Below are 22,888 nucleotides of genomic sequence, written 5' to 3'. Positions count from 1 at the left end.
TCGTACAAATATCTAGCGATCGCTAAAGTGCTTAACAAAAGAAATTATAATCTTATCGATTTTGACCGTGCCACTATCCAAAGGAATAGATTAGATTTCTCGAAAAAACAGATGCGGGAAAATTACCGATCGATCACCCGAACTTTTTCCTTATCGGTAAAGATCGGGCGATTTGCCTATTCTTGCTATTCCTAATACATCCGAGAGCGCCCGTCCTGTCGAATTTATCTTTAAACCCTAACTATCCCCGTACAATTATCAGCATATCGATCATAAACCTTGAGATAGGTTACACACCATGAGCGAATACCAATATTACGAATTCCAAGCTATCGATCGCCCCCTCACCCAAGAGGAAAGGGCTGCCATCTGCGAGCTATCGAGTCGCGTCAAACCGACGGCAACGACTGCCAGTTTCAACTATAGTTACGGCAATTTTCGGGGGGATCCCAAACAGGTGCTGGCTCGGTATTTCGATATCATGTACTACATCACCAACTGGGGAACACAGCAATTAATGTTTCGTTTTCCCACATCCCTGATCAACCGAGAAGCAATTGAACTTTACTGTATCGATAATTATATCAGCTTATCTTTTGCGGGAGATTGGGCAATTTTAGATTGGGAATTTAGTCAAGAAGAGGGTTTTAATGACTGGATAGAAGGAGAAGGGATTCTATCGGAATTGATAGGATTACGCCAAGAAATTCTCCAGCAAGATTATCGAGGATTATATTTAGCCTGGCTGAAAGCTATTGACTTATCGGAGGGATATATAGACATCGATAAGACCCAACTAGAACCTCCTTTACCCCCCGGACTAGGGCAACTTTCTGCCGCTCAAAAGGCTTTTACGGAAATCTTTGAATTGGACGAACACTTATTAAATGTTGCTTGTGCATCCAGTGGTAAACTAACAACTATCTCGGAGCAAACTTGGCAACAAGCTATTAGCCAATTATCGGCTTCTGAACGCGAAGATTTCCTATTAAGATTGGCTAAAGGAGAACATAATTTATCTGCTAAATTCAAACAAAAGCTATCTCAATTAATCCCTAATTCTCCTGCTTCTAACCAGCCTCGACGCACGATCCAAGAACTTCTTGAGGCTGCTGCTGAGGAAGGAAAAAAGGCAGAAAAACGGCGACAACAAGAAGCGGAAGCCAAGCGAATTGAGGAACTACAAACTTTAGCTAAACGGGAAGCGCAAGTTTGGCAGCAAGTCGAGTCCCTAATTCAGAAAGCTCAGTCTAAATCCTACGATGAGGCTGTTAAATTGTTGGTCAAATTAAGAGATTTAGCCGAATATCAAAACCAGTTGGCCGTTTTCCAAGAGCGCCTGAACCGGATTTACGAGCAGTACAGTAACCGGTCTGGGTTGAAGAGGAGGTTACAAGAAGTGGGACTTACTGACAGTAAGTGAATCGCTCTTGAATTTTCGGCGGCTGCATCTCAATTTGGTCGAAATATCTATATTACATTTTGGGCGCACGCAGTTCGATCAACTCACTGACCACGATGCGCCCCTATCATTGGCGCAATAACTGACAAGCGATCGGTTTTTCCTCCGGGGTAACGTGGAACGTGATCCGAAGGAATCCTTTTCACTGGAAAGACGATCTGTTAATGTACGGCTGTAATGCCTGATTGTGTCCTATAGGTCTAATAAAGTTGTTAAGTATTGCCGTTATCGATCGAGATCGGGTTAGCTTGGAGATAGCAGTGAGCATTCAGCTTTAAACACTTAATAACTGCTAACCGAATCACTGATAAGGGGGTTTTTTCATGGCTTTTAGCCGTTCTAGCGGTATTTTGCTTCATCCCACCAGTCATCCCGGTCGTTACGGGATTGGAGAACTAGGTAGGGAAGCCTATCAATTTATCGATTTTTTGGCTCAAAGTGGTCAAAAACTCTGGCAAATTCTCCCTTTAGGCCCCACAGGGTACGGTAACTCTCCCTACATGAGTTTTAGCGCCATTGCCGGCAATCATCTCCTGATTAGTCTCGATCTTCTTCGGGAGAAAAACCTGCTTAGTGACGCAGATTTCGAGGATATTCCCGATTTTCCCCTCGATCAAGTGGATTTTGAGCGATTGATCGCTTGGAAAATTCCCCTACTTAGAAAGGCGGCGAGCAATTTTGTCAAGGGTTCTGACACAATTCTTTACAAACAGTTTGCCGGCTTTTGTGCTGGCAATGCCGATTGGTTGGAGGATTACGCCCTATTTATGGCTTTATCCCACGCTTACCAGGGTAAAGCATGGATGGAATGGCCGACAGAAATTCGCGAACGTCATTGGGGTGCGTTGGAAACACCGAAACAGGAGTTACAAGAGGAGATTTTTCTGCACAAATTCCTGCAATTTGAGTTTTTTGAGCAGTGGTTAGCCCTAAAACGCTATGCTAACTCCCTCGGTATCGAGATTATCGGTGATATCCCCATTTATGTCTCCCATAATAGCGCCGATGTTTGGGCAAATCCGCAGGTTTTCCGACTAGATACCCAAACCGGTAATCCCTTGGAAGTGGCCGGGGTTCCCCCGGATTATTTCTCAGAAACGGGGCAATTATGGGGCAATCCTCTCTATAACTGGGATTATCTCAAAAATACGGGCTTTGACTGGTGGGTACGCCGTTTAAAAGGGGTTCTTTCCCTAGTCGATATTATCCGTATCGATCATTTTCGCGGATTAGAGGCCTATTGGGCCGTGGCTTTTGGCCAGGAAAACGCTATTAATGGTCATTGGCTCAAGGCCCCAGGTTATGATCTCTTTAATACTATTGGCGCTCGTTTAGGTAAATTGCCGATTATTGCCGAAGATTTGGGCGATATTGACCAAGCAGTCCTAGATTTTCGCGATCACTTTGCTTTCCCGGGGATGAAGATTCTCCACTTCGCTTTTGGGGGTGATGCGGGTAATCCCTATCTTCCTTTTAACGTCGAACGCAACTGTGTGATTTATACCGGCACTCACGATAATAATACTACTGTGGGCTGGTTTCAGGATAACGCCAATGACTACGAAAAAGCGCGACTATATCAATATCTTGGCGCTCCCAGTGGTCAGGGAGTGGCTTGGGATCTGATTCGACTGGCCTATAGTTCCGTGGCTAATCAGGCGATCGTACCGTTACAGGATGTGTTAGGTTTAGGATCGGATGCGCGGATGAATACCCCCAGTGTCGCAGAAGGGAATTGGTCATGGCGCTATCGTCAGGAAGCTTTAACCGGAGAATATAGCGAGAGATTGCGAGATTTAGTCAATCTTTTTGGCAGAAATCGTTAAATATCAATCCTTTTTTCGAGACGTTACCCCTAACGTCTCTTTTTGTCTGGTTAATGTGGGTGAGAATTTTTTAGCAATCTTTGCCGGATGCGATCGAGATTTTCTCGACTATTGACGGGTAAATGGGGTAGGGGTAATTCTAAATTGGGCCAATTACTCAAATCATGGCAGGGACAGGATAAACTCGATTGGCCCAGCACTTCAATTGGTACAGGTATAGTACAACGAGCGCAGGGATGAAATTCCCATTGAGGGGAAAGTAAGTCTTGGATGGTTTGTTGAGTACCCTCTAGGTAACAATCGCCACTTTCAGGATCAAGCATTTTTTGCCAACAATCTTCAAACTCCGACGAATAGCGATCAGCATTGAAAATTGGCAGCGGAAATAGCATAGCTTGGTTTTTGGGACAAATAACTTTTTTTCCCAATTGAAACCAATGGGCGAGATATTTTTTAACGGCGGAGGTGTCTGACATATAGTTAGGTGTGGAGGCTGCCCTGATTATTGCTCTTACCATCAATCCTAGCGTTAACTTCCGGTGTCGGACAGGTCTTAGGATGATTGATGATCGAGTTTAATAATTATTTTAGGTAACTGAGCATCTGGAGCTAGATTAATCCCAATAAACTCACCATTAAAGCTTTTTGGGCGTGCATCCGATTTTCCGCTTGTTCCCAGACTTTTGATTGTACACCCTCGATCGCCCCGTCGGTAATTTCTTCGCCCCGGTGAGCAGGCAAACAATGGAGAATAATCGCATCTTTGTCAGCGTGACTCATTAGCTGTTCATTGACTTGGTAGGGCTGAAAAACGGGAATTCGGGCATCAGCGAGGCTTTCCTGTCCCATACTCGCCCAGACATCAGTATAGACTACCTGAGAGTCTTTTACGGCCGTAACGGGATCGTCGGTAATCAAGATTTTACTACCGGTTTTCTCGCCAATAGCCTGGGCGCTGGCGACAATTTCCCCATCGGGTTGATAGTTTGCAGGGGAGGCAACCCGCACATTTAACCCCATCAAAGCACCACCCAAGAGGAGAGAATTAGCGACATTATTACCATCCCCCACATAGGTGAGGTTAATTCCCCGTAAAGTCTGAAAAGTCTCTTGGATAGTCTGTAAATCGGCTAATATCTGACAGGGATGTTCTAAATCCGTTAAAGCGTTGATAATCGGGATGCGCGAGTAATTGGCAAAAGCTTCTAAATCCTCTTGTTTAAAGGTGCGAACCGCGAGAATATCGAGATAGCGATCGAGTACCCGGGCTGTATCGGCTAAGGGTTCCCCGCGCCCCACTTGGGTTACACTGGGATTAAGATCGATCACCTGTCCCCCTAACTGGTACATGGCGACGGTAAAGGAAACCCGGGTCCGAGTGGAAGCTTTATAAAATAGCAATCCTAAGACTTTGTTGCAGCTAGGGTTAAGATTACCAGCTTTAAGCTGTGCCGATAGATTGAGTAGGGCGCTGATTTCTTGGCTACTCATGTCGGTTATTCTTAAAACATCTCGTCCTTTTAAAGTGGCTACCATTGGTTTTTCTCTCGATAAACAGGGGTCTTGATTGGGTTTTATGGCAGTTAGCGATTAGCAAAAATCTTGAGTAAAGACCTTATTATAATCCAGTTTTTTCGCTATTAGGCAATTTTTCCCGAAAATTTTCATTTTGGGGATGTTAGTCCAGCTAACACCCCCACTTTTTCTGTTAAATTAGGTAGGTGTTAAAAATTGTCAGATTCCCCCCTTATCAAGGCGGATCCCCCCGCCTATCGGCACCCCCCTTATCAAGGCGGATCCCCCCGCCTATCGGCACCCCCCTTATCAAGGCGGATCCCCCCGCCTATCGGCACCCCCCTTATCAAGGGGGGCAGGGGGGATCAAACCCAAAATCTAATTTCTACTTAACTAATTTTGCCCCACACTTAGAACAAAAATTAGACGAGGGCGGGTTTTTATGTCCACAATTACCGCAGATAATTAAAGCTGGGTTAGCCACTTCTGTCATCGGAGAAAGAGGAATTTCTCCAGCGCTATCCAACTTATAGTTATGGATTAACTGCAAAATAATTGCATCTTCCCGTTTATATTCTGTATTGTCTTTTCCTCCTGTTAACTCCTCGGAACGTTGTTGTAAATATTCAATGAAAGTCCGATACAAAGCTTGTTTTTTCTCCGGAGTAGCTGCAGCCTGTAACTTAGCTGTCACCTGACTTTGAATTTTTTCCTTATCTTCGCGACAAGCTTTTACTTCTAACACCTGTACCGCATCTTCCCAACTGGTGGCGATATCGACTTTTTTTAATCCCGTTGCGGTTTTAATTTCATAGCGAATTGTTTTCTCATTAGTGACTCGATTGACTTCTGGGAAAAGCACTTTCAAAGCTCGGGCTGTTACCACCAATTGATAAATACTCGGATCTTCGGGAAAAACATCCCAGAAAGGCGGTTCCTTTTGGATATGCACGGGGATGGGTAAATCGCGATTTTCCCCCATTTGTTGGGCGCGTTTGGCGAGAATAAATTCTCCTTTCCAGTCCTGATAGGATTGGCGCAACTCTCGCATTCCCTCGAGACAACGTAGGGAAAAACCGCCAATTTCCTGCACGAAGACAAGACGATATTTTTCCACGTCTCCCAAGGGTTTAATATCGTCTTCGTTGGCAATAAATTCCCGCAGTTTCGGAATAATTTTTTGGGCTGCCGGGTTACTGGTATTTCTTCCCCCAATCAGGGCCACATTTTGATTTAATTGGGGTGTAAAACCCGCATCTTTTCCCCGCAAAACCGCAGGATTAAGCATAATTAGGGGTCGCGATTTTTGGTAGGCAATGCGAAGATTATTGATAATATCGGCATCGTTGTTATAGATTTTTAACAAGCGATCACAAGCAGCTAATTCCTGCTGAATGCGACTACTAGCGGGAGCATTTTGTAGGAGTTGATTAGCTTGGTTTAGGATAACTTTTTGAAAATCACCTTGACGAATATCGGCAATCTCGGTGATGTCAAATAAACGCATATTTTCATCGGAGCGCCGCGTTTCTTTCCAGAGGGGACTAGATTGCTTTAAAATCTCCTGTGAGAGGGGTAAACAAAGGTTATCCATACCCGTATCGTAGGCGTTTTTGTTACCAGCAATCCCCGAAGCAAATTGTTCGATAAAGTCTTGATAAAGACCATTTAATTCTTGTCTATCAAATAATTTAATCCCATTAATTAACAAAGCATCGGCACTATCAATCTGTTGGTTAGCTTGCAGATTAAATAGATCGCGACTTTGAATTAACTTCTGACGAAAGCGATTAAAACGGCTTTCTAATTGATTAAGATGTTCCAGTAAACGATTAATAACCTCTACTCCCGCACCTCTGGTTTTTCGTTGAATATTGGCCATTAAATAGCCTTCCAATCCCGTTAAAGCTTGTTCACAATATTCTTCCATCTTATCTTTTTTTGAGATATGAAGTTTATCTTTCAGATCATTAATTTCTGCCAAGGCTGTGTCGTATTCTCGTTGACGTTTACTTTCGTTTTGACTCCAAACCTGTTCTTGATCGCGACGGAATTTTTCTGCTATGTCGGTGAAGATTTGTCTTACTAAAACAATAAAACTCTCGGCAAATTTTACCCCACGGTTCCGATCCTCAAGGATATTATAAAACTCTATTTCTAGGGACTTTTTACCCCGTTGAATAATTTCATCCCGATTACTATAAATCTTTTTCAGGTAATCGCCGTGCATCCGTTCATCGGGACTCAATTCTAGTAAATGATTGCGTTTAAATTCCTCGACTCTTGGCGTTAAATAATCATCAATAAATTGCAGAATTTTTCCCTGTTCGTTGCCTAAAATATTAACACCCTGTTTGGTACAAGATAGCCAATTATCTTGATTGATTTCCTGACGAGTTTCGTTAATCCATTGGGAGATTATGGCAATTAAAGAGCGATCCTTGTCGGCACATAAATCCATAATTAATTCCCCTTCGCTCAAGCGCATTTTTTTGAGGATATCACCTCTTACTAAGTCCAACATTTGAGCGGGTAAAATCACGGAATCATTCAGCCACCAATTAATTAAATCTTTGGCTAAACGTTCCGATAAGGAAGTACGAATTTGGGCAATAGGAATTTCAATAGTTGATAGTCCAAAACTCATAAATTGCTTAGGATAACCGCGTCCCCCCGGGTCAGCTTGCGCCCAAGAACCCTTAATATTATCTCTAATAGAACGTTTATGGGGGGCAAAATCAGAGGTCATATCTAGGAAGATATTTTGGGCGATCATTTCCCGAATTTGACCGAGTTTAAAATCACCTTCGCCGTTTTTTGTCCCCACTAAATAGGTAAAATCAAAGGGGGGTAATTTACTAACCACTTCATCGACTAAACCGCTGCTAAACTGTTGCTGATATTCAGTTCTGTAGTCAGAAAAGTAATTTAATTCCATCAAGGCAGCGTAACCATTAGCCAAAACTCGATCGCCGACACTAATCCCCGCAAATGCTTCAGGAGTGGGAACAATTGCCGTACTCAAAGGACTACTTTCCCCTCGTAACCAATTACGAATACAGTAACCTAGATCGATTAACATTCCGCTACCCGTACCACCGTTTAAAGACCCCGTAGTAAAGACATTAATAGCACTATTACTAACTTTAATTCCATAGCGATCGAGCATAAAGTTTTCTTGTCCCTTTACCCGTCTCACCGCGTCTAGAAATTTTCTTTGGATCTCATGATAATTACAAAATAAAGCAAAACGACCACAGGCGCGAATTTGTCCCGCTCCCGCTTCCAGGGAAGTAATATTTCTCTCTAATTCCGGGGGAAACCAACTATTAATCCAGGGATATCTATCCATATCAGATACCATCTCCTGTACCTGTTTTCCACTCACCCGGGCCCAGTGTTTTTCGTTATCTTTAAAAGCACTGCCAGCAGCTTCAGGATTACTGATTTTATAATCCTTATCCGTGTCAACCACCAAAAAACTGACAATCGGAAAATTGCTCAAACTGCCATAACTTTCCTCGATTAAACGACGCAAGCGCGATAAAATCTCGTTACCCGTGCCACCAATACCCACTAAAACCGTGGGAACCATGCTTTTTTCTTCTACTGCTGCTGGCATAATTACTTAACTCCTAAGGCGATTTCTTGACGGTTGCGGGGGACTTCGTAGGTGAGGAAATCGTAGGCTAATTTAGTGTTAGGAAAAATTGCCCGCGCTTCCTCTAACAGATTGGAAATATCCAGAGAATTCCCCGGTAGATAACGGGGACTAAAATGGGTCATTAATAACAATTTTACCTGGGCTGCCAAGGCCACCTGGGCTGCCATCGTCGAAGTGGAGTGAACACTTTCAAAGGCTAATCCGGCATCTTGGTGTGCAAAAGTCGCCTCATGAATTAGCACATCTGCATTTTGTGCCAATTCGATCGATCCTTCACAGAAAATAGTATCGGTACAGTAGGCAATTTTACGGCCGATTTCCGTTTCTCCGCAGAGGGACTGACCGCGAATTTTGCTGCCATCGGGGAGGGTGACAGTTTCCCCTTTTTTCAGCTTGCCGTAAATTGGTCCGGGGGGAATACCCAAAGCGTTGGCTTTTTCCACATCAAAACGTCCAGGACGGTCTTTTTCGGCGATACGATAACCATGGGCAGGAATACGATGTTTTAATAGCTGACAGGAGACGGTAAATTCTTCATCTTCGTAGAGTATGCCGGGGGAAATGGGATGGACACGCACCCGATTGGCTAAATTAGTATAGGAATACTTAGCACAAGCACGCAGATAGTCCCCTAGTCCGGGGGGTCCGTAGATATCAATATCCTGAGCAGAACCGGCTAATCCAATACTGGCTAACAATCCCATTAAACCAAAGATATGATCCCCGTGCATATGGGTGATAAAAATGCGTCGGATTTGGGAACTTTTCAGGTCGCTACGCAGTAACTGGTGTTGAGTTCCTTCTCCACAGTCAAACAGCCATATTTCCGCCCGTTGGGGCAAACGAAGGGCGATACTAGAGACATTACGGGAACGAGTGGGAACCCCGGAACTGGTTCCTAAAAAAGTAATCTCCACAGGATAGCTGTCAGGATAGAGGATTCTTTTTCTAGTCTAGGCTGTTTTTATCGATTTCTCGATCGAATTGCTGCTTTTCTGTATTTCATCACTTGAAAACAGAAAATCCCCTGATTTTGACCTAACTCTGCAATAATTACGCGCAGCCAGAAATACACCAGCTTCCTTATCATGCTTTGTGCTTTTGGTCAAAAAAACTTTTTTTTTGCAATAAAACTACACAAAAAAAAGATCATCGTTGTGGGTGAAATTGACTAATTTACCCGTCTTAATTAGGATTACTTTGTAGATGTGGCAAGGGTTTCAACCATTGCTGCCTAAAAAAGCACAGAATAGCCCATTATGAAATTCTATCAAATCGCTGTAACCTTCATAACATCTTTGTTAAATAAAAATCTTTCTCAATTAATTCTTAAGAATTTGTAAATATTGCGAAATGTTAATTTAAATATTCTCAAGTTTGTGGAGTCAATAAATAATTTTTGCTTATCTTTGTCCAAAATTGGGTTAGAAGTCAGTTATCAGTTATCAGCCGTAGTGACTGTCTTGATTGTCAAGGGGTAATTCAAAAAAACTCAAGCGGTTGCCGTAAAACTCAAAATCTCAAGCCGGAAAAAAGCGCAGCAAAAACTAAGTCGCTCAGGTTAAACCAAAGCAAGCGCAACCCTTGATCAGAGATAACAAAAAGTGTAAATCTCTAGGAACAAGGTGGTTGGGTTGAGCTATCATTATTGAGCAGGTATTACCAATCGGCTCACAAGGCGAAACCCAACCAAGATTGTGAAAATATTCCGGGAAGTTGTTGGGTTTCATGCTTCAACCCAAACTAGGAGTTTTACTCAGACTAATCGAGTTGTTATAGATACCAATGTTTTTATTAGTGCTTTACTCAATCCACTAGGAACACCCAGAAAAGTAATCAATCAGTCAATGTACCATTCTTCAGAGCAAGGCAACTTATCAAGAATTGGCAACGAGAATAAGCAAAAATAAATTTGACAAATATTTAGAAAAGGTGCTATTATCCTGAATAATAGTTGACTTGTGTTAGAATCGGTTGCACTCTTGTTGTTAATTTAAGGGATAGTTACATGAAAATTGTTACTGTTACTGAAGCCAAAGAACAAATTGATGAATTAGTGAATGATACCAATGATAATCATCAACCGATTTTGTTATCTGGTACGAAAAAGAATGCTATTTTAATTGCTGAGGAAGATTGGAACTCTATTCAAGAAACGCTTTATTTGTATTCTATTCCTGGTATGGTAGATTCAATTATTGAAGGTGGCAACACTTCTATTGAAGATTGTGTGGATGAGGCGGGTATCAGAGCAATTTTAAATGGATAATTGGCAGTTGGTTTTTACCAAACAAGCGAAAAAAGATGCTGAAAAGCTGGCTCGTACTGGGTTGGCAAAACAAGCTAACGAGTTATTAAATATTCTTAAGTCAAATCCGTATCAATCTTATCCTGTTTATGAGAAACTCAGTGGCGATTTAGCGAGCTATTATTCCCGACGTATTAATATTCAGCATCGTTTGGTTTATCAGGTTATTCCAGAAGAGAAGGTTGTCAAAGTTATACGGATGTGGACTCATTATGAATAACCCCTCTTATTTATTTTACACTGGTAACAGTATAGACTGAAAATGATTGACTTGGATTGTAAAAATATAGCAATTTGCGAATGAGTGAGGCACATACTAGGAACGTGAAAAGTTTATGGTATAAGACTTTTGCCTTCCGCAAAACGGTATAGATACCCCCAAGATAACATAAAAATACGATATAAATTCCCCTCCTCAACTGACTGAATGAAGGGGCATTTATGGTATTTTTAGAAACAATTTAGCTGGCTTTTGTGGTTTCTTTTTCGGTATATTGGGAAGGTTTTAGTTTGCGGTTGAAGAAAATACCATACAAGATCATGTTATCGCACTAAGGGAAAAATTTATAAATTTCTTGGCGATGAGCAACTCGTTGATAGATAATGGTTTGATGATTTGACCTCTCCCCCAACCCCTCTGGGAGCAGGAGAGGGGAGTTAGTCTGGATTGATTGGTAGCCTTATTCGTCTTCGTTTCTTAAAGGTATAATTCCTTTAAGAATCTTTCCTCTAATAATCAAATAGGCAGGAAAACAATACACCCAAAGGAGAAGTAAAAACAAAAAAACTGACCATGAATTACCAAATGATGGTACGAATGATCCTGTAATTTTATACTTATGAATTTCTATTCTATGGGAATCAATTGCTGCCCAAAGTGCTGTCCAGAAGACAATTCCACGCATTATAGGACTTCCTGTAATCGCTCCAAGACCAATGCCAACAACCAAAATCAACAATGTTAGTAAAAGTGAATTTCTCCAACCCATAATGAATATTAATCTTTTTAGTAGTGTTTCTATCGAATCGAGATAGACTCGCGCATCCTTGCCCATGCCATTGTTGAAATTGCGGGTAGTGCGATCGTCCTCCCTCGTAGCTAGATCAAGCAGCACCCCAACCCAACACCAAAGGGAGATAGCAGAAGCATACACACTCCCCCCCCACAACTGTAGCAAAAGCTACAATTTAATAAATCTTTATATTCTTCTCCCTAGCTTAGGGATTCACAGGGGAAAGAGTTTCAGGTATTTTCCCCTGTTTTACTGCTTCTCAGGCGACCTATCGCCTTCCGTGAGAGATTGTGGCGCGGTGTGTCAGATTCGATAATAGGGTTCAAAATTTCGCTAACCGCTACTTGAGCCATAGCGTTTTCCCTTAAGCAGAATTCACGCCGCCTCCAGTTCATAATGCAAGACCAGAAGCTCATCGCCTGGCAGAATAGCCATCGCATATTCCCGCCCCTGACTGTCAGAAAATTCCACTAAATATTGATAGCGCGAACCTTTTTCATACACCTCAACCACCGTTCCCACCTGTCCGCTTGGCAAGCTGGGGAAAGCTTCATAATCTGGCTCAACTAAAGTCAATCGCTCCCGAGGGACGGAGTTGAGGATGGCAACCGTATCTAAGAGTTTGATGTCTTTCATGGTAGTTTACTTGATAAAGGCAGAAATTAGGCGAGGATTGGGATTAATTAAGCCGATTTCCCAGATAGTTCGCAGTTGTGTTCCTTCCCGTTCTGGTATCGTCCAATCCACTTTAAACTGCTGGCCGAATTCCGTGACCGCTTGTTGCACAACTTCCCCCTCCAGGGCAGCCTGTGAGATGAGCGATCGCAAAACCTCAGCGTTCTCGGCAGTTATTCCCAGACGAGAGCGAAAGACTCTGGCTTTATTTTTTCCCCTGGAATGTTCTGGATTTAAGCAATAGCCAATCAGTTTTTCCATCGAGATTTCTGCCAGTTCCCCGTTGGGTAATTTCATCTGCGGCACTCCGAACTTTCTGACTTCCCTCAGAGCAACTCGATTCGCAATTGGCGGCCCACCACAGAAGCCGCCCGTTGGATAGTATCGAGGGAAACGCCCGTCTTTTCCGGGTCGAGGAGGCGGTCAAGTTGCGCTCGACTGGTCTGCATCCGCGCCGCCATCTCCGTTTTCGTCAGAGAGAGCCGTTTCATCTCCTCAGCCAACTGCCGCAACCGTAACCGTTTGAGTGCCACCGCACTACAGTCCTCCTCAAGACCTTCTTCTTTGAGAAAATCATCGAAATCAGAGCCAGTATGGGGGTTAGCGGTCATATTTTTCCTGTTCCTTCTTACGATTGAGAGCTAAATCGATTTCCTGTTTTGGGTTTTTTGGGACTTCTTGATGAAAGTGAACGGCACAGGGGCAGCCGATGGGAAAGCTAAACTCTACGTCCTTGATATCGCTGCCAATAATCCGGCAATCTTCACGGCTGAGAGTTTTCCACCAATCTTTGACCGGCTCCGACCCACCTTCGGCTCGAAAAAACTTGGCTGGCAGCCTTTTCAATCCTTACGTCCTCAGTTATCGCGCCTTATATGGTACATCAATAATTATCATTTCTGCATTAGTTTTGTAGAGCGACAGTTGCACAGGGGTTAGGTTATAACTGCCAGCAGCCTTAATTTTTGTTAAGGATTTTAAGCATCGCCCAAACTCACCACTGACTAACCCACCCTACTGATACGGATATCCCCCTTCCGGCTAATGTAAAGAAAACGTTACAGTAACAAGTAGAGCCCAGTAGCCAGGAAGCCGTCGATCATGTTTGAATACTTTAACCAGAAAGCTATCAAAGCGGTGATGTTCGCCCAAGAAGAAGCCCGTCGTGCCGGTCACAGTGTCGTGGGTACGGAGCATTTACTGTTAGGATTGATAGGAGAAGCCACCGCCGCCGCAGCCTTAATTCTCAAGGATTTAAAAGTCACCCTGCACGAAAGTCGCCGCCTGATTGAAGGAATGACCGGCCGTGGCAGCGGTTACAGTCCCGTTAATATCCCTTTTACCCCGAAAGCGAAAAAGATGTTCGAGCAAGCATTTCAGGAAGCTCGACAATTAGGGGAACAGGCGATCGCACCTGAACATCTATTACTCGCTATCACCGCCGATCCCGAATCCCTAGCCGCTAAAATTTTAATTATGCAGGGTGTTGATTTGATCAAACTTCGCGGCCTTTTACTGAAAAATGCTGGGGAAAAAGTCGCTAGTGGTCGCTTCACGGCAAGCAGTGACTATGAAGACCAGAAAAATGCTCCACAAGGCGGTATTTTAGCCCAATATGGTCGCAATTTAAGCCAAGAGGTCAAAAATGGCAAAATTGACCCTGTAATCGGTAGAGAGCCAGAAATCGAGCGAGTTGTCCAAATTTTAGGCCGTCGTACCAAAAGTAACCCGATTTTACTGGGTGCGCCGGGGGTAGGCAAAACAGCGATCGCTGAAGGGTTAGCACAACGCATCCATAGTGGCGATATTCCCGAACTTTTGCAGGATAAACAGGTAATTGCCCTCGATATGGGGTCTTTACTGGCGGGAACCCGTTTTCGCGGCGATTTTGAGGAACGTTTAAAGGGTATCGTGGAGGAAGTTCGCAAATCGGGCAGTATTATCCTGTTTATTGATGAAATTCACACTCTTGTGGGTGCTGGTAGCATGGGGGGAGCTATGGATGCTTCTAACCTGCTTAAACCTGCTTTAGCTCGCGGCGAGTTACAGTGTTTAGGGGCAACCACTCTCGATGAGTATAAACAGCATATTGAGCGAGATGCGGCTCTAGAAAGACGTTTTCAGCCAGTTATGGTGGGAGAACCGACCAAAGAGCAAGCGATCGAGATTTTACGCGGTTTAAAAGCCACCTACGAGGATTTCCATCAGGTAAAATACGATCAAAAAGCGATCGAAGCTGCTGTTCATCTATCCTCTCGCTATATCAATGATCGCTTTTTACCGGACAAAGCGATCGATCTTCTCGATGAAGCGGGATCCCGCACCCATCTGCGCTATTCCCTGCAAAGTAAAAGTCCCGCAGAGGTTAGCGAAGAATCACCCCTAATTAACCCCGAATCTTTAATTCCGGTGGTGGATGCGGAGGAAATCGCCCAAATTGTCGCCGCTTGGACTGGTATTCCCGTTACCCAATTAACTGAAACTGAGTCAGAATCGCTCTTAAATCTGGAATCTCAACTGCACGAGCGGATTATTGGTCAACAGGAGGCAGTAAATGCCGTTTCTCGTGCTATTCGTCGAGCGCGAGTAAATTTAAAGAATCCTAACCGTCCGATTGCCTCGTTTATTTTTGCCGGTCCCACGGGAGTGGGTAAAACTGAATTAACGAAAGCCTTAGCTAAGTTACTCTTTGGCTCGGAATCCAGTATGATTCGTCTAGATATGTCGGAATTTATGGAATCCCACACGGTTTCTAAATTAATTGGTGCGCCTCCCGGATACATCGGTTATAATGAAGGCGGTCAGTTAACGGAAGCAGTGCGTCGTCAACCCTATAGAGTGGTTTTGTTTGACGAAATCGAGAAAGCACATCCCGATGTTTTTAATCTTCTCCTGCAACTGTTAGAAGATGGTCGTTTGACCGATTCCCAAGGTCGTCGGGTGGACTTTAAGAATACCCTAATTATCATGACCTCGAATATTGGCTCAAAAGTCATCGAAAAGGGCGGTAATAGCTTAGGATTCGAGATGGCTGACGATTTTGCTCAATCGCGTTACCAACAGATTTCTAATCGGGTGACAGAGGAGTTAAAACAATATTTCCGTCCCGAATTTCTCAACCGTCTCGATGAAATCATTGTTTTCCGACAGTTAACTCGCGAAGAAGTTACCCAGATTGCCGATATTCTGATCGCAGATATAGCCAAACAATTGACAGAAAAAGGCATTTCTGTGGAAGTTACCGCCGCTTTTAAGGATTTGGTCATCAATGAGGGTTATGATCCTAGCTACGGTGCGCGGCCTTTACGTCGTGCTTTAACTCGACGCTTAGAGGATAGTTTAGCCGAGGCGATGTTATCGGGAAAAGTCAATTCTGGAGACCATGCGCTATTAGATGTAACTGCGGACGGTGTGGTGACAGTCTCTAGTCATCGGCGCTCTGAGCAGAGCGATATTCTCTCGCAATTACAGTTACAATCGGTGGGTTAATCCGCTCAAAAATTGCTTTTTTCGGGGTTGAAAATTTTTCAACCCCAATTTTTATCATCCTGGAAAAATAACTTCTAGGGGAGCGGGAATCATCTCGGTGCGAAAGTCCAGAATCTGAACTAGGATTAAATAGGCAACGGCGATTAAAATCGAAATCGCTCCCGTGATAATGGCGATAATTTTAGCAGAATTCATATAATTAACCGATAATTTCCTGAGATTGCCGCAAAAGCTACCGAAATTTATTCTCATCTACGATTGCGAGCCTAAACAATTGAAACTGAAGATATCTTACAGCACAATTCTCCCGGACAGTTGAGACAAGGGAGTGCATCTCGGTAAAGCTGTCCCTTGAAAATTTGACAGGAGATAGTTCTTGTGTTTCAGTATATAGACTAAAATCTATGGTCAAGCTTTAAATTATTTTTTATTTGAATCTGTGCAAGCAGCAAAACCCTTGTTATAATCGCCAATATATGGTAATAGTCCAATTCCATCCACTGCATCGGCATCCCCAAAGTTGATTAACCTCGCTTTGTTTTAAGGTAGGCTAAGGCCTGCCTTACTTTTTTGGGTTGGGAAGAGGGGAGCAGGGGGAAAAGAGGAAAATGGGTCATTAAAGCTTAATTATCAGGAAAAAGCTCTGATCGTGTCTAAATTCTAGCTTTCTTTCGGGGCAAGCTTTCGGGTGATCAATAACTAACAGAAACTAAATTTTCGAGTTGTTGTTAGAAAATAGGCGAGCGCTCGCTTATAAAATAGGAGTTTCAGCACTTATGTGTTGACAGGGATTTTCCGAGATAGAAGAGTGATAAGATTTTTATTCACCTATGATCAACCTATGGCCTAAAATAATCATAAGGAGACAACATCACTCAATTTAAACTACTGACAGGAGAAGGAAAAGTCGGGACATACGGCGACTTGTTAAAATTAGGTCGTAGAGGAGATAACTTAACCCCTCATCATCTACCATCCAATGCGTATATGAAAGCGAAAATCAAAGGTTACACAACTAATCAAGGAATTGCTATCATGATGGAACACTTATCCCCCGGAAAAGGAGGTCGTCATCGTCAAACCTTATCTTATGGTAAAAGTCCAGACTTAACTCTTTCCCCTCGACAAACCTTAGCACAAGAAGTTTGGGATATTCGCTCAATTTATCTAGGTCAAGGATTATATAATGCAGATATTAGAAAGGGATTACAAGAACTCATTCAACTTAATAAAACTACTTGGTCAACCTTTTTTGATCAAGGAGCAACAACCCCATGAATTTAATAAAAATCCTACAAGAGAATCGCTTAATGAGAACACCCCAAGAAATTAACTTATTTGAGGAAACATTAGAAAAACTTGCCAAATATCCTGATGATAAAGATTTAAAAGACTTACATCTTATCCTAGATGATAACTGTGAACATCCTGAAATTATGTTTAGTTTATTGCATTTTTTAGAAGATTTTGAACCCCAACAACAAATACAGGCTTTTATTGAAGTGATTCCTCAATTAATGATAACTGCACCAGAATGGACAAAAATCATTCACTATCGAATGATTAATGATGAATCTGCTGTTAAAATTTATCAGAATAGTCTGGAATTAGCCAATCAAAAAACACCTCATTTTTTGTATCAACTTTTACTAGAAAGCGTCAAAAATCAGATTAATTCATCCTCGGAGGTCATCTTAACCTAAATTTTTGTATGACTTATAGAAATTAAAATGGTATTTTGGTATCTGTAATCCCTTAAAAAATGTCGCTTTTTCTGGCATTTGTTCAAGCTTAATTAATTTAATTTGAGACTCAGCGACTTCCCCCAACCCCCCAAAAGCTTGGATTGAGTAATAAAATCAAAAGTAAACGCCAATTTTAAAAGAAAGTTTCCCCTTAAAAATCCCAACCTATATCTTGAGCAATTAAACCCTCGACACTGTGGCCATCTTCTCCTTGAGACATGAGGCAACGTTCAATTAAAGGCAAACCCCTGTGTTTGTCAAGCAGGGAGCGGGGAGTGGGAAGCGGGAAGTGGGGGGAACAAATAAAATAATCTCCTGTCTCCGAGTCTCGTGACGACCGACTGCTGAGGGCTGATAGCGAAAATAACTGATCTGATCCCCTAGCGTGATAAGCTGTGTATTGGCTAATTTTACAAAAAATTAAGACTTTCCCCTTGTGGGAGTTATCAGCTAAAACCCAGAGTAGACATAAACAATGGTAGCGACAACAGAAACTAACGTTGGTAAAATCGTCCAGATCATCGGTCCTGTCATCGATGCCGAATTTCCCAGTGGCAAACTGCCCCGTATTTATAATGCCTTAACCGTAAAAGGAACCAACTCCGCCGGTCAAAATCTATCGGTTACTTGTGAAGTGCAACAGTTACTCGGTGATAACCAAGTGCGGGCCGTTGCCATGAGTACCACCGATGGTTTAGTGCGCGGTATGGATATCGTGGATACCGGCGCAGCGATTAGCGTTCCCGTGGGTAAATGCACCCTCGGTCGGATTTTTAACGTTCTTGGTGAACCCGTGGACGAAAAAGGACCGGTTAACGTCACCGAAACCTCTCCTATTCACCGTCCCGCTCCCAAATTAGTCGATCTTGAAGTGACACCGACGGTTTTTGAAACCGGTATCAAGGTGATTGACCTGCTCACCCCCTACCGTCAAGGGGGCAAAATCGGCCTCTTTGGGGGTGCTGGTGTGGGCAAAACCGTCATTATGATGGAATTAATCAACAATATCGCCATTCAACACGGGGGTGTCTCGGTTTTTGGCGGTGTGGGTGAAAGAACCCGCGAAGGAAACGACCTCTACAACGAGATGATCGAATCGAAGGTAATCAACGCTGATAACCCCGAAGACTCGAAAATTGCCCTCGTTTACGGTCAGATGAACGAACCCCCCGGAGCGAGAATGCGCGTCGGTCTCTCTGCTTTGACCATGGCCGAATATTTCCGCGATGTCAGCAAGCAAGACGTACTCTTATTTATTGATAATATCTTCCGTTTCGTGCAAGCCGGTTCGGAAGTATCGGCGCTCCTCGGTCGGATGCCTTCTGCGGTAGGATACCAACCCACCCTCGGCACTGATGTAGGCGACCTGCAAGAGCGGATTACCTCCACCAAAGAGGGATCGATCACTTCCATCCAAGCGGTCTATGTACCGGCGGATGACTTGACTGACCCCGCTCCCGCTACTACCTTCGCTCACTTGGATGGAACTACTGTACTATCCCGGGGTCTGGCTTCCAAAGGTATCTATCCGGCGGTAGATCCCCTCGGTTCCACCAGCACCATGCTCCAAGCTGATATCGTCGGTGATGAACACTACGGCACCGCTCGCGCCGTCCAATCTACCCTGCAACGCTATAAGGAGTTACAGGACATCATCGCTATTCTCGGTTTAGACGAATTATCGGAAGAAGATCGTCTCACCGTTGACCGCGCTCGCAAAATTGAGCGTTTCCTCTCGCAACCTTTCTTCGTGGCGGAAGTGTTCACCGGTTCCCCAGGTAAATACGTTACCCTCGCTGATACGATCAAAGGCTTCCAGATGATCCTCAAAGGTGAACTCGATCGCTTACCCGAACAAGCGTTCTATATGGTCGGCAATATCGATGAAGCGATCGCTAAAGGCGAAAAACTCAAAAAAGGCTAATTAAAAGTCAGTAGTAACCGCGTTTAGCGGTTACTTAACCCAGAAATCTGCCAAAATTATCGTTATTATCACCAATGAGCATTACAGTACGGGTTATTACACCCGATCGCATTGTCTGGGATAACGTGGCTGAAGAAGTAATCCTACCCAGTTCCACGGGACAATTAGGTATTCTTAGTGGTCACGCTCCTTTATTAACTGCCCTGAATATTGGCGTAATGCGAATTCGACCGGGGAAAGACTGGGAAAATATCGCAGTTTTGGGCGGTTTTGCCGAAGTCGAAAATAATGAGATCAAAGTCCTCGTTAATGGGGCGGAATTAGGCTCAAAAATCGATAAGGAAAAAGCTCGCGCCGAATACGAACGGGCCCAAACTCGTCTCGATGAAGTCAGTAAAGGGGATGACCGTCGCAAAACTATCCAAGCGCAACAATCATGGCGCAAAGCTCGCGCTAGATACCAGGCCGCTGGCGGTTTAGTATCGGTTTAAACCCAACCAAATCAAATTAAATTAAAGCAAAATCGGGCGGGTTTATATAAACCTACCCGATTAATTTTTTAGCCTTTAGCAATCAGCTTTTAGCCATTTTTCTGCCTATTATCAAGATTATCTAGCTGACGGCTAAAAAGCCGATTAATTGCTACCACTAAACACAACTTCGGGGAATTTTAACTGTGCATCGGCCATGGTGATTTGTCGGCCTTGATTGCGTAACTCTTGCCAAAAATTAATTACTTCTGTGGCTTTGTTGAGAACATCAACGCGATCGGACTCATCAATCCAGTGTTTTGCTTCTAACTCCTCTTGCAGTTGTTGCCAAGCATCATTGCGCGGCCAGAAAAAATAAGCGGTGAGGGGGCTAGTTCCTTTGCCGACCACCTGATCTACAGCGATCGCTACGTTCTGATCTAACCACAATACTTTTAAAATAAACTTTGATTCGGAACTGACTGTCATTGTTAATCGTTAATCGTACAATTCTCGATTATATCATCTTTTGACTCAATTTTCCGCAGTCAGTTTTTAACTATTTTTTCCGATTTTTTCGCCAATAACCACTATGATTCCCGAAACAGACTCTTTAGCTTCTAAACAAATCGGTGTGGCCGTAATTAGAGATGATCGAGATTTAATTTTAATCGATCGCCGTCTAGCCAAGGGACTCCTAGGCGGTTTTTGGGAATTCCCCGGCGGCAAAATCGAAGGCAATGAAACGGTGCAGGAATGTATTAAACGAGAGATATTAGAAGAAATTGGCATTGACATCGCGGTTGATAGTCATTTAATCACCATCGACCACACCTATAGTCATTTTCGGGTTAATCTACAAGTATATAACTGTCGTTATCTCAGCGGCCAAGCAAGAGCGATCGAATGTGAAGAAATCCGCTGGGTAACTATCCAGGAACTAGATAATTACACTTTCCCCGCAGCCAATCAAGAGATTATCAGAGCCTTAAAAGACATGGTAAACTCGAAATGATTGCTGTTAATCGTCGAGTGATTATGCTTAATCCTTCTATTCGTCAAGAACCCCGCTACGAACCGGCCGCGGTTATTCCCCTAAAAAAAGACGCTTCCATTGTCGAGTGGTTAGAAAAAAATAATCGCATGATTCCCCGGGATAAAATCGCCGAACCGGATCTGACTCTCGAAGAAGATGTGGAACTATCTGAACTGATGGATGTCGATGATATCGGTTATGATGACGACGAGGACGAATTAGTCTTAGATGAAGATTAATCCTGTCTTCTTTGGCAAATTTTACCCTTATCTGACGCTTTAGTCGTGAACGCTAACATTTTTTCCGCCCCTATCTTTAAAAAACCCACTGGAACCCATCTCCTGATTCTACTAACGGGATTACTATTTCTGTTAGTAGTTTTTTTTCAGTCCACTAATTCCCTGTTAATCCCCCTGATGGCCACAACGTTAATCAGTGCTGGTCTTGGTTGTCAAGTAGTCCCGATGCTGCGGCGCTTGAAAATGGGTCAGATTATGCGCGAAGATGGACCCCAGGCCCATTTAAAGAAAGCAGGAACCCCGACGATGGGAGGCAGCTTTTTTGTGCCAGTAGCCCTTATTTTCGCTTTAATCTGGTCTAAATTTACTCCTAATGTGGTGGCGGTTGCTTTGCTGACTTTTGCTTACATGGGTATCGGTTGGTTAGATGATTGGCAAATTTTGCGTTATAAGTCGAATAAGGGCCTATCTCCCCGGATGAAGTTAATTTTACAGATAACGGGGGCGGTGCTTTTTTGCCTCTGGATGTCGTTCAATCAGGTGAGTACCGATATCGGCCTTTGGGGTCGATTAGTCATTCCTTTGGGCTTTTTCTTCTGGATTTTGGCGGGATTTGTCCTTGTGGCTGAAAGTAACGCCACTAATCTCACCGATGGGGTGGATGGATTAGCGGGGGGAACAGGTGCGATCGCTTTTTTGGGTTTAGCCATTATTATCGCTCCTAGTCATCCAGATTTGGCGATTTTCTGCACTTGTTTTGCTGGTGCTTGTCTAGGCTTCATTTTTCATAACCGCAACCCCGCTAAAGTGTTTATGGGTGATACGGGTTCCCTCGCTTTAGGAGGCGCTTTAGCTGCGGTGGGTTTAATTACTGGACATCTCTGGGGATTATTTTTAATTAGTGGTCTGTTCTTTCTGGAATCTCTTTCGGTAATCGCTCAGGTTATCTATTATAAAGCCACAAAAGGACCCGACGGCAAGGGCAAAAGATTATTAAAAATGGCTCCTTTTCATCATCATTTAGAATTAAGTGGTTGGACGGAAACGAAGATTGTGGGAGCTTTTTATCTGGTTAATGCGCTTTTAGTTGTCTTGGCTATTTGGAGCAGTTAATTAAGCGCTAAAGGAAAGACCACAACCGCAGGTATTTTGGGTGTTGGCATTGGTAAAACGCAAACCACCACCCATGAGATCTTCTGAATAGTCTAATTTTAAAATTTGTAGGTAGCGATCGCTGTCAGGATCGACTACAATATTAATACCCTGACTTTGATAAAAGCGATCGTTTTCTGCCGCAATAGGGGTTAATTCGAGATGATAGTGAAGTCCCGAACAACCACCGTTTTTTACTGCCAAACGCAGATAGGAACCACTCAGGCGACGGCTTTGACTCCAACGTTCAATTTCTCTAGCGGCGGCGGGACTTAATTCGATCATTGTTTTTGAGACTATTGTAATAATAAGTAGCTGGTTATAATTAAATTAAAAATGGATTTTAGGTTCGATCCCCCCTGCCCCCCTT

Annotated in this window: 24 protein-coding genes and 1 pseudogene; 13 read left to right on the top strand and 12 right to left on the bottom strand. The window is 43.4% G+C overall.

Annotation, left to right across the window (positions count from 1 at the left end):
• The first annotated feature begins 298 nt into the window (after positions 1-298).
• Positions 299-1,423, top strand: coding sequence for a hypothetical protein (locus tag ACQY1Y_RS17095; protein WP_430013205.1), 1,125 nt, complete (start codon positions 299-301; stop codon positions 1,421-1,423).
• Between the two features lie 362 nt (positions 1,424-1,785).
• Positions 1,786-3,288, top strand: coding sequence for a 4-alpha-glucanotransferase (gene malQ / locus ACQY1Y_RS17090; RefSeq protein WP_002737299.1), 1,503 nt, complete (start codon positions 1,786-1,788; stop codon positions 3,286-3,288).
• Positions 3,289-3,338: 50 nt separating this feature from the next.
• Here the strand turns inward: malQ and ACQY1Y_RS17085 are convergent, their stop codons facing one another.
• The 4 genes from ACQY1Y_RS17085 to ACQY1Y_RS17070 all read right to left on the bottom strand — a co-directional run bounded on the left by ACQY1Y_RS17085 (position 3,339) and on the right by ACQY1Y_RS17070 (position 9,384).
• Positions 3,339-3,764 (bottom strand): hypothetical protein, encoded by a 426-nt coding sequence (locus ACQY1Y_RS17085; RefSeq protein WP_002735544.1) that lies wholly within the window; start codon positions 3,762-3,764, stop codon positions 3,339-3,341.
• A gap of 133 nt (positions 3,765-3,897) precedes the next feature.
• Entirely contained in the window at positions 3,898-4,824 is a 927-nt protein-coding gene (gene argF, locus ACQY1Y_RS17080) for an ornithine carbamoyltransferase (RefSeq protein ID WP_002736751.1), read from the bottom strand.
• 364 nt (positions 4,825-5,188) lie between these two features.
• Positions 5,189-8,425 carry a tubulin-like doman-containing protein gene (locus tag ACQY1Y_RS17075; protein ID WP_430013204.1) on the bottom strand — a complete coding sequence of 1,079 codons (3,237 nt, stop codon included), beginning with the start codon at positions 8,423-8,425 and terminating at the stop codon, positions 5,189-5,191.
• Between the two features lie 2 nt (positions 8,426-8,427).
• The gene (locus ACQY1Y_RS17070; RefSeq protein ID WP_002756024.1) at positions 8,428-9,384 is read right to left on the bottom strand and encodes a ribonuclease Z; all 957 of its coding nucleotides are present in this window, start codon (positions 9,382-9,384) and stop codon (positions 8,428-8,430) included.
• A 786-nt stretch (positions 9,385-10,170) separates the two neighbouring features.
• Here ACQY1Y_RS17070 and ACQY1Y_RS17065 point away from each other — a divergent pair.
• The 3 genes and pseudogenes from ACQY1Y_RS17065 to ACQY1Y_RS17055 form a co-directional block, all read left to right on the top strand.
• Positions 10,171-10,399, top strand: a pseudogene (locus tag ACQY1Y_RS17065) (putative toxin-antitoxin system toxin component, PIN family); the annotation flags it as partial.
• 76 nt (positions 10,400-10,475) lie between these two features.
• Positions 10,476-10,736 carry a type II toxin-antitoxin system Phd/YefM family antitoxin gene (locus tag ACQY1Y_RS17060; protein WP_002736246.1) on the top strand — a complete coding sequence of 87 codons (261 nt, stop codon included), beginning with the start codon at positions 10,476-10,478 and terminating at the stop codon, positions 10,734-10,736.
• Positions 10,729-10,995 (top strand): Txe/YoeB family addiction module toxin, encoded by a 267-nt coding sequence (locus ACQY1Y_RS17055; RefSeq protein WP_002756029.1) that lies wholly within the window; start codon positions 10,729-10,731, stop codon positions 10,993-10,995. Before ACQY1Y_RS17060 ends, ACQY1Y_RS17055 begins: the two co-directional genes overlap by 8 nt.
• A 460-nt stretch (positions 10,996-11,455) precedes the next feature.
• Here ACQY1Y_RS17055 and ACQY1Y_RS17050 read toward each other — a convergent pair whose 3' ends face one another.
• From ACQY1Y_RS17050 to ACQY1Y_RS17030, 5 genes are all read right to left on the bottom strand, one after another.
• On the bottom strand, positions 11,456-11,929 hold the full coding sequence (locus ACQY1Y_RS17050; RefSeq protein ID WP_230458559.1) for a hypothetical protein: 474 nt from the start codon (positions 11,927-11,929) through the stop codon (positions 11,456-11,458).
• Between the two features lie 234 nt (positions 11,930-12,163).
• A complete protein-coding gene (locus ACQY1Y_RS17045; protein ID WP_430013203.1) occupies positions 12,164-12,424 on the bottom strand; it encodes a DUF4926 domain-containing protein in 261 nt (86 codons plus the stop codon).
• Positions 12,425-12,430: 6 nt separating this feature from the next.
• Positions 12,431-12,760 (bottom strand): DUF6883 domain-containing protein, encoded by a 330-nt coding sequence (locus ACQY1Y_RS17040; RefSeq protein WP_287693008.1) that lies wholly within the window; start codon positions 12,758-12,760, stop codon positions 12,431-12,433.
• Positions 12,761-12,789: 29 nt separating this feature from the next.
• Positions 12,790-13,074, bottom strand: a complete 285-nt coding sequence (locus tag ACQY1Y_RS17035) for a helix-turn-helix domain-containing protein (protein WP_130756552.1) — start codon at positions 13,072-13,074, stop codon at positions 12,790-12,792.
• On the bottom strand, positions 13,064-13,309 hold the full coding sequence (locus ACQY1Y_RS17030; RefSeq protein ID WP_430013202.1) for a hypothetical protein: 246 nt from the start codon (positions 13,307-13,309) through the stop codon (positions 13,064-13,066). The genes ACQY1Y_RS17035 and ACQY1Y_RS17030 overlap by 11 nt, the downstream gene beginning before the upstream one ends.
• Positions 13,310-13,564: 255 nt before the next feature.
• On the opposite strand from ACQY1Y_RS17030, the gene ACQY1Y_RS17025 reads away from it, so the two are divergent.
• Positions 13,565-15,952, top strand: coding sequence for an ATP-dependent Clp protease ATP-binding subunit (locus ACQY1Y_RS17025; RefSeq protein WP_430013201.1), 2,388 nt, complete (start codon positions 13,565-13,567; stop codon positions 15,950-15,952).
• Between the two features lie 54 nt (positions 15,953-16,006).
• On the opposite strand, the gene ACQY1Y_RS17020 is transcribed toward ACQY1Y_RS17025, so the two are convergent.
• Positions 16,007-16,147, bottom strand: a complete 141-nt coding sequence (locus ACQY1Y_RS17020) for a hypothetical protein (RefSeq protein ID WP_002786556.1) — start codon at positions 16,145-16,147, stop codon at positions 16,007-16,009.
• A gap of 792 nt (positions 16,148-16,939) precedes the next feature.
• Here ACQY1Y_RS17020 and ACQY1Y_RS17015 point away from each other — a divergent pair.
• The 4 genes from ACQY1Y_RS17015 (at position 16,940) to atpC (ending at position 20,112) form a co-directional block, all read left to right on the top strand.
• Positions 16,940-17,230 carry a hypothetical protein gene (locus ACQY1Y_RS17015; protein ID WP_002737970.1) on the top strand — a complete coding sequence of 97 codons (291 nt, stop codon included), beginning with the start codon at positions 16,940-16,942 and terminating at the stop codon, positions 17,228-17,230.
• A complete protein-coding gene (locus ACQY1Y_RS17010; protein ID WP_002774153.1) occupies positions 17,227-17,655 on the top strand; it encodes an Imm30 family immunity protein in 429 nt (142 codons plus the stop codon). The genes ACQY1Y_RS17015 and ACQY1Y_RS17010 overlap by 4 nt, the downstream gene beginning before the upstream one ends.
• A 517-nt stretch (positions 17,656-18,172) precedes the next feature.
• Positions 18,173-19,621, top strand: coding sequence for a F0F1 ATP synthase subunit beta (atpD, locus tag ACQY1Y_RS17005; protein WP_002737987.1), 1,449 nt, complete (start codon positions 18,173-18,175; stop codon positions 19,619-19,621).
• A gap of 74 nt (positions 19,622-19,695) precedes the next feature.
• Complete coding sequence (gene atpC / locus ACQY1Y_RS17000) at positions 19,696-20,112, top strand: ATP synthase F1 subunit epsilon (RefSeq protein WP_002735380.1); 417 nt, start codon at positions 19,696-19,698, stop codon at positions 20,110-20,112.
• 144 nt (positions 20,113-20,256) lie between these two features.
• Here the strand turns inward: atpC and ACQY1Y_RS16995 are convergent, their stop codons facing one another.
• Positions 20,257-20,580 (bottom strand): 30S ribosomal protein PSRP-3, encoded by a 324-nt coding sequence (locus ACQY1Y_RS16995; RefSeq protein ID WP_002736597.1) that lies wholly within the window; start codon positions 20,578-20,580, stop codon positions 20,257-20,259.
• Positions 20,581-20,683: 103 nt separating this feature from the next.
• Here ACQY1Y_RS16995 and mutT point away from each other — a divergent pair, with 103 nt between their 5' ends.
• Genes mutT through mraY form a run of 3 tightly spaced genes read left to right on the top strand, consistent with a single transcriptional unit; the run spans position 20,684 to position 22,479 of the window.
• Positions 20,684-21,106, top strand: coding sequence for an 8-oxo-dGTP diphosphatase MutT (gene mutT, locus ACQY1Y_RS16990; RefSeq protein ID WP_016514645.1), 423 nt, complete (start codon positions 20,684-20,686; stop codon positions 21,104-21,106).
• On the top strand, positions 21,103-21,366 hold the full coding sequence (locus ACQY1Y_RS16985) for a DUF3134 domain-containing protein (protein WP_002735746.1): 264 nt from the start codon (positions 21,103-21,105) through the stop codon (positions 21,364-21,366). Before mutT ends, ACQY1Y_RS16985 begins: the two co-directional genes overlap by 4 nt.
• Before the next feature lie 45 nt (positions 21,367-21,411).
• Positions 21,412-22,479, top strand: a complete 1,068-nt coding sequence (gene mraY / locus ACQY1Y_RS16980) for a phospho-N-acetylmuramoyl-pentapeptide-transferase (protein WP_130756550.1) — start codon at positions 21,412-21,414, stop codon at positions 22,477-22,479.
• Here the strand turns inward: mraY and ACQY1Y_RS16975 are convergent, their stop codons facing one another.
• Positions 22,480-22,803, bottom strand: coding sequence for a HesB/IscA family protein (locus ACQY1Y_RS16975; protein ID WP_316577630.1), 324 nt, complete (start codon positions 22,801-22,803; stop codon positions 22,480-22,482).
• Positions 22,804-22,888: the final 85 nt, after the last annotated feature.

The organism is Microcystis ichthyoblabe FBCC-A1114 (assembly GCF_050500245.1).
GTDB lineage: Bacteria > Cyanobacteriota > Cyanobacteriia > Cyanobacteriales > Microcystaceae > Microcystis > Microcystis ichthyoblabe_A.
This window is presented reverse-complemented; position numbering and strand designations above follow the sequence as displayed.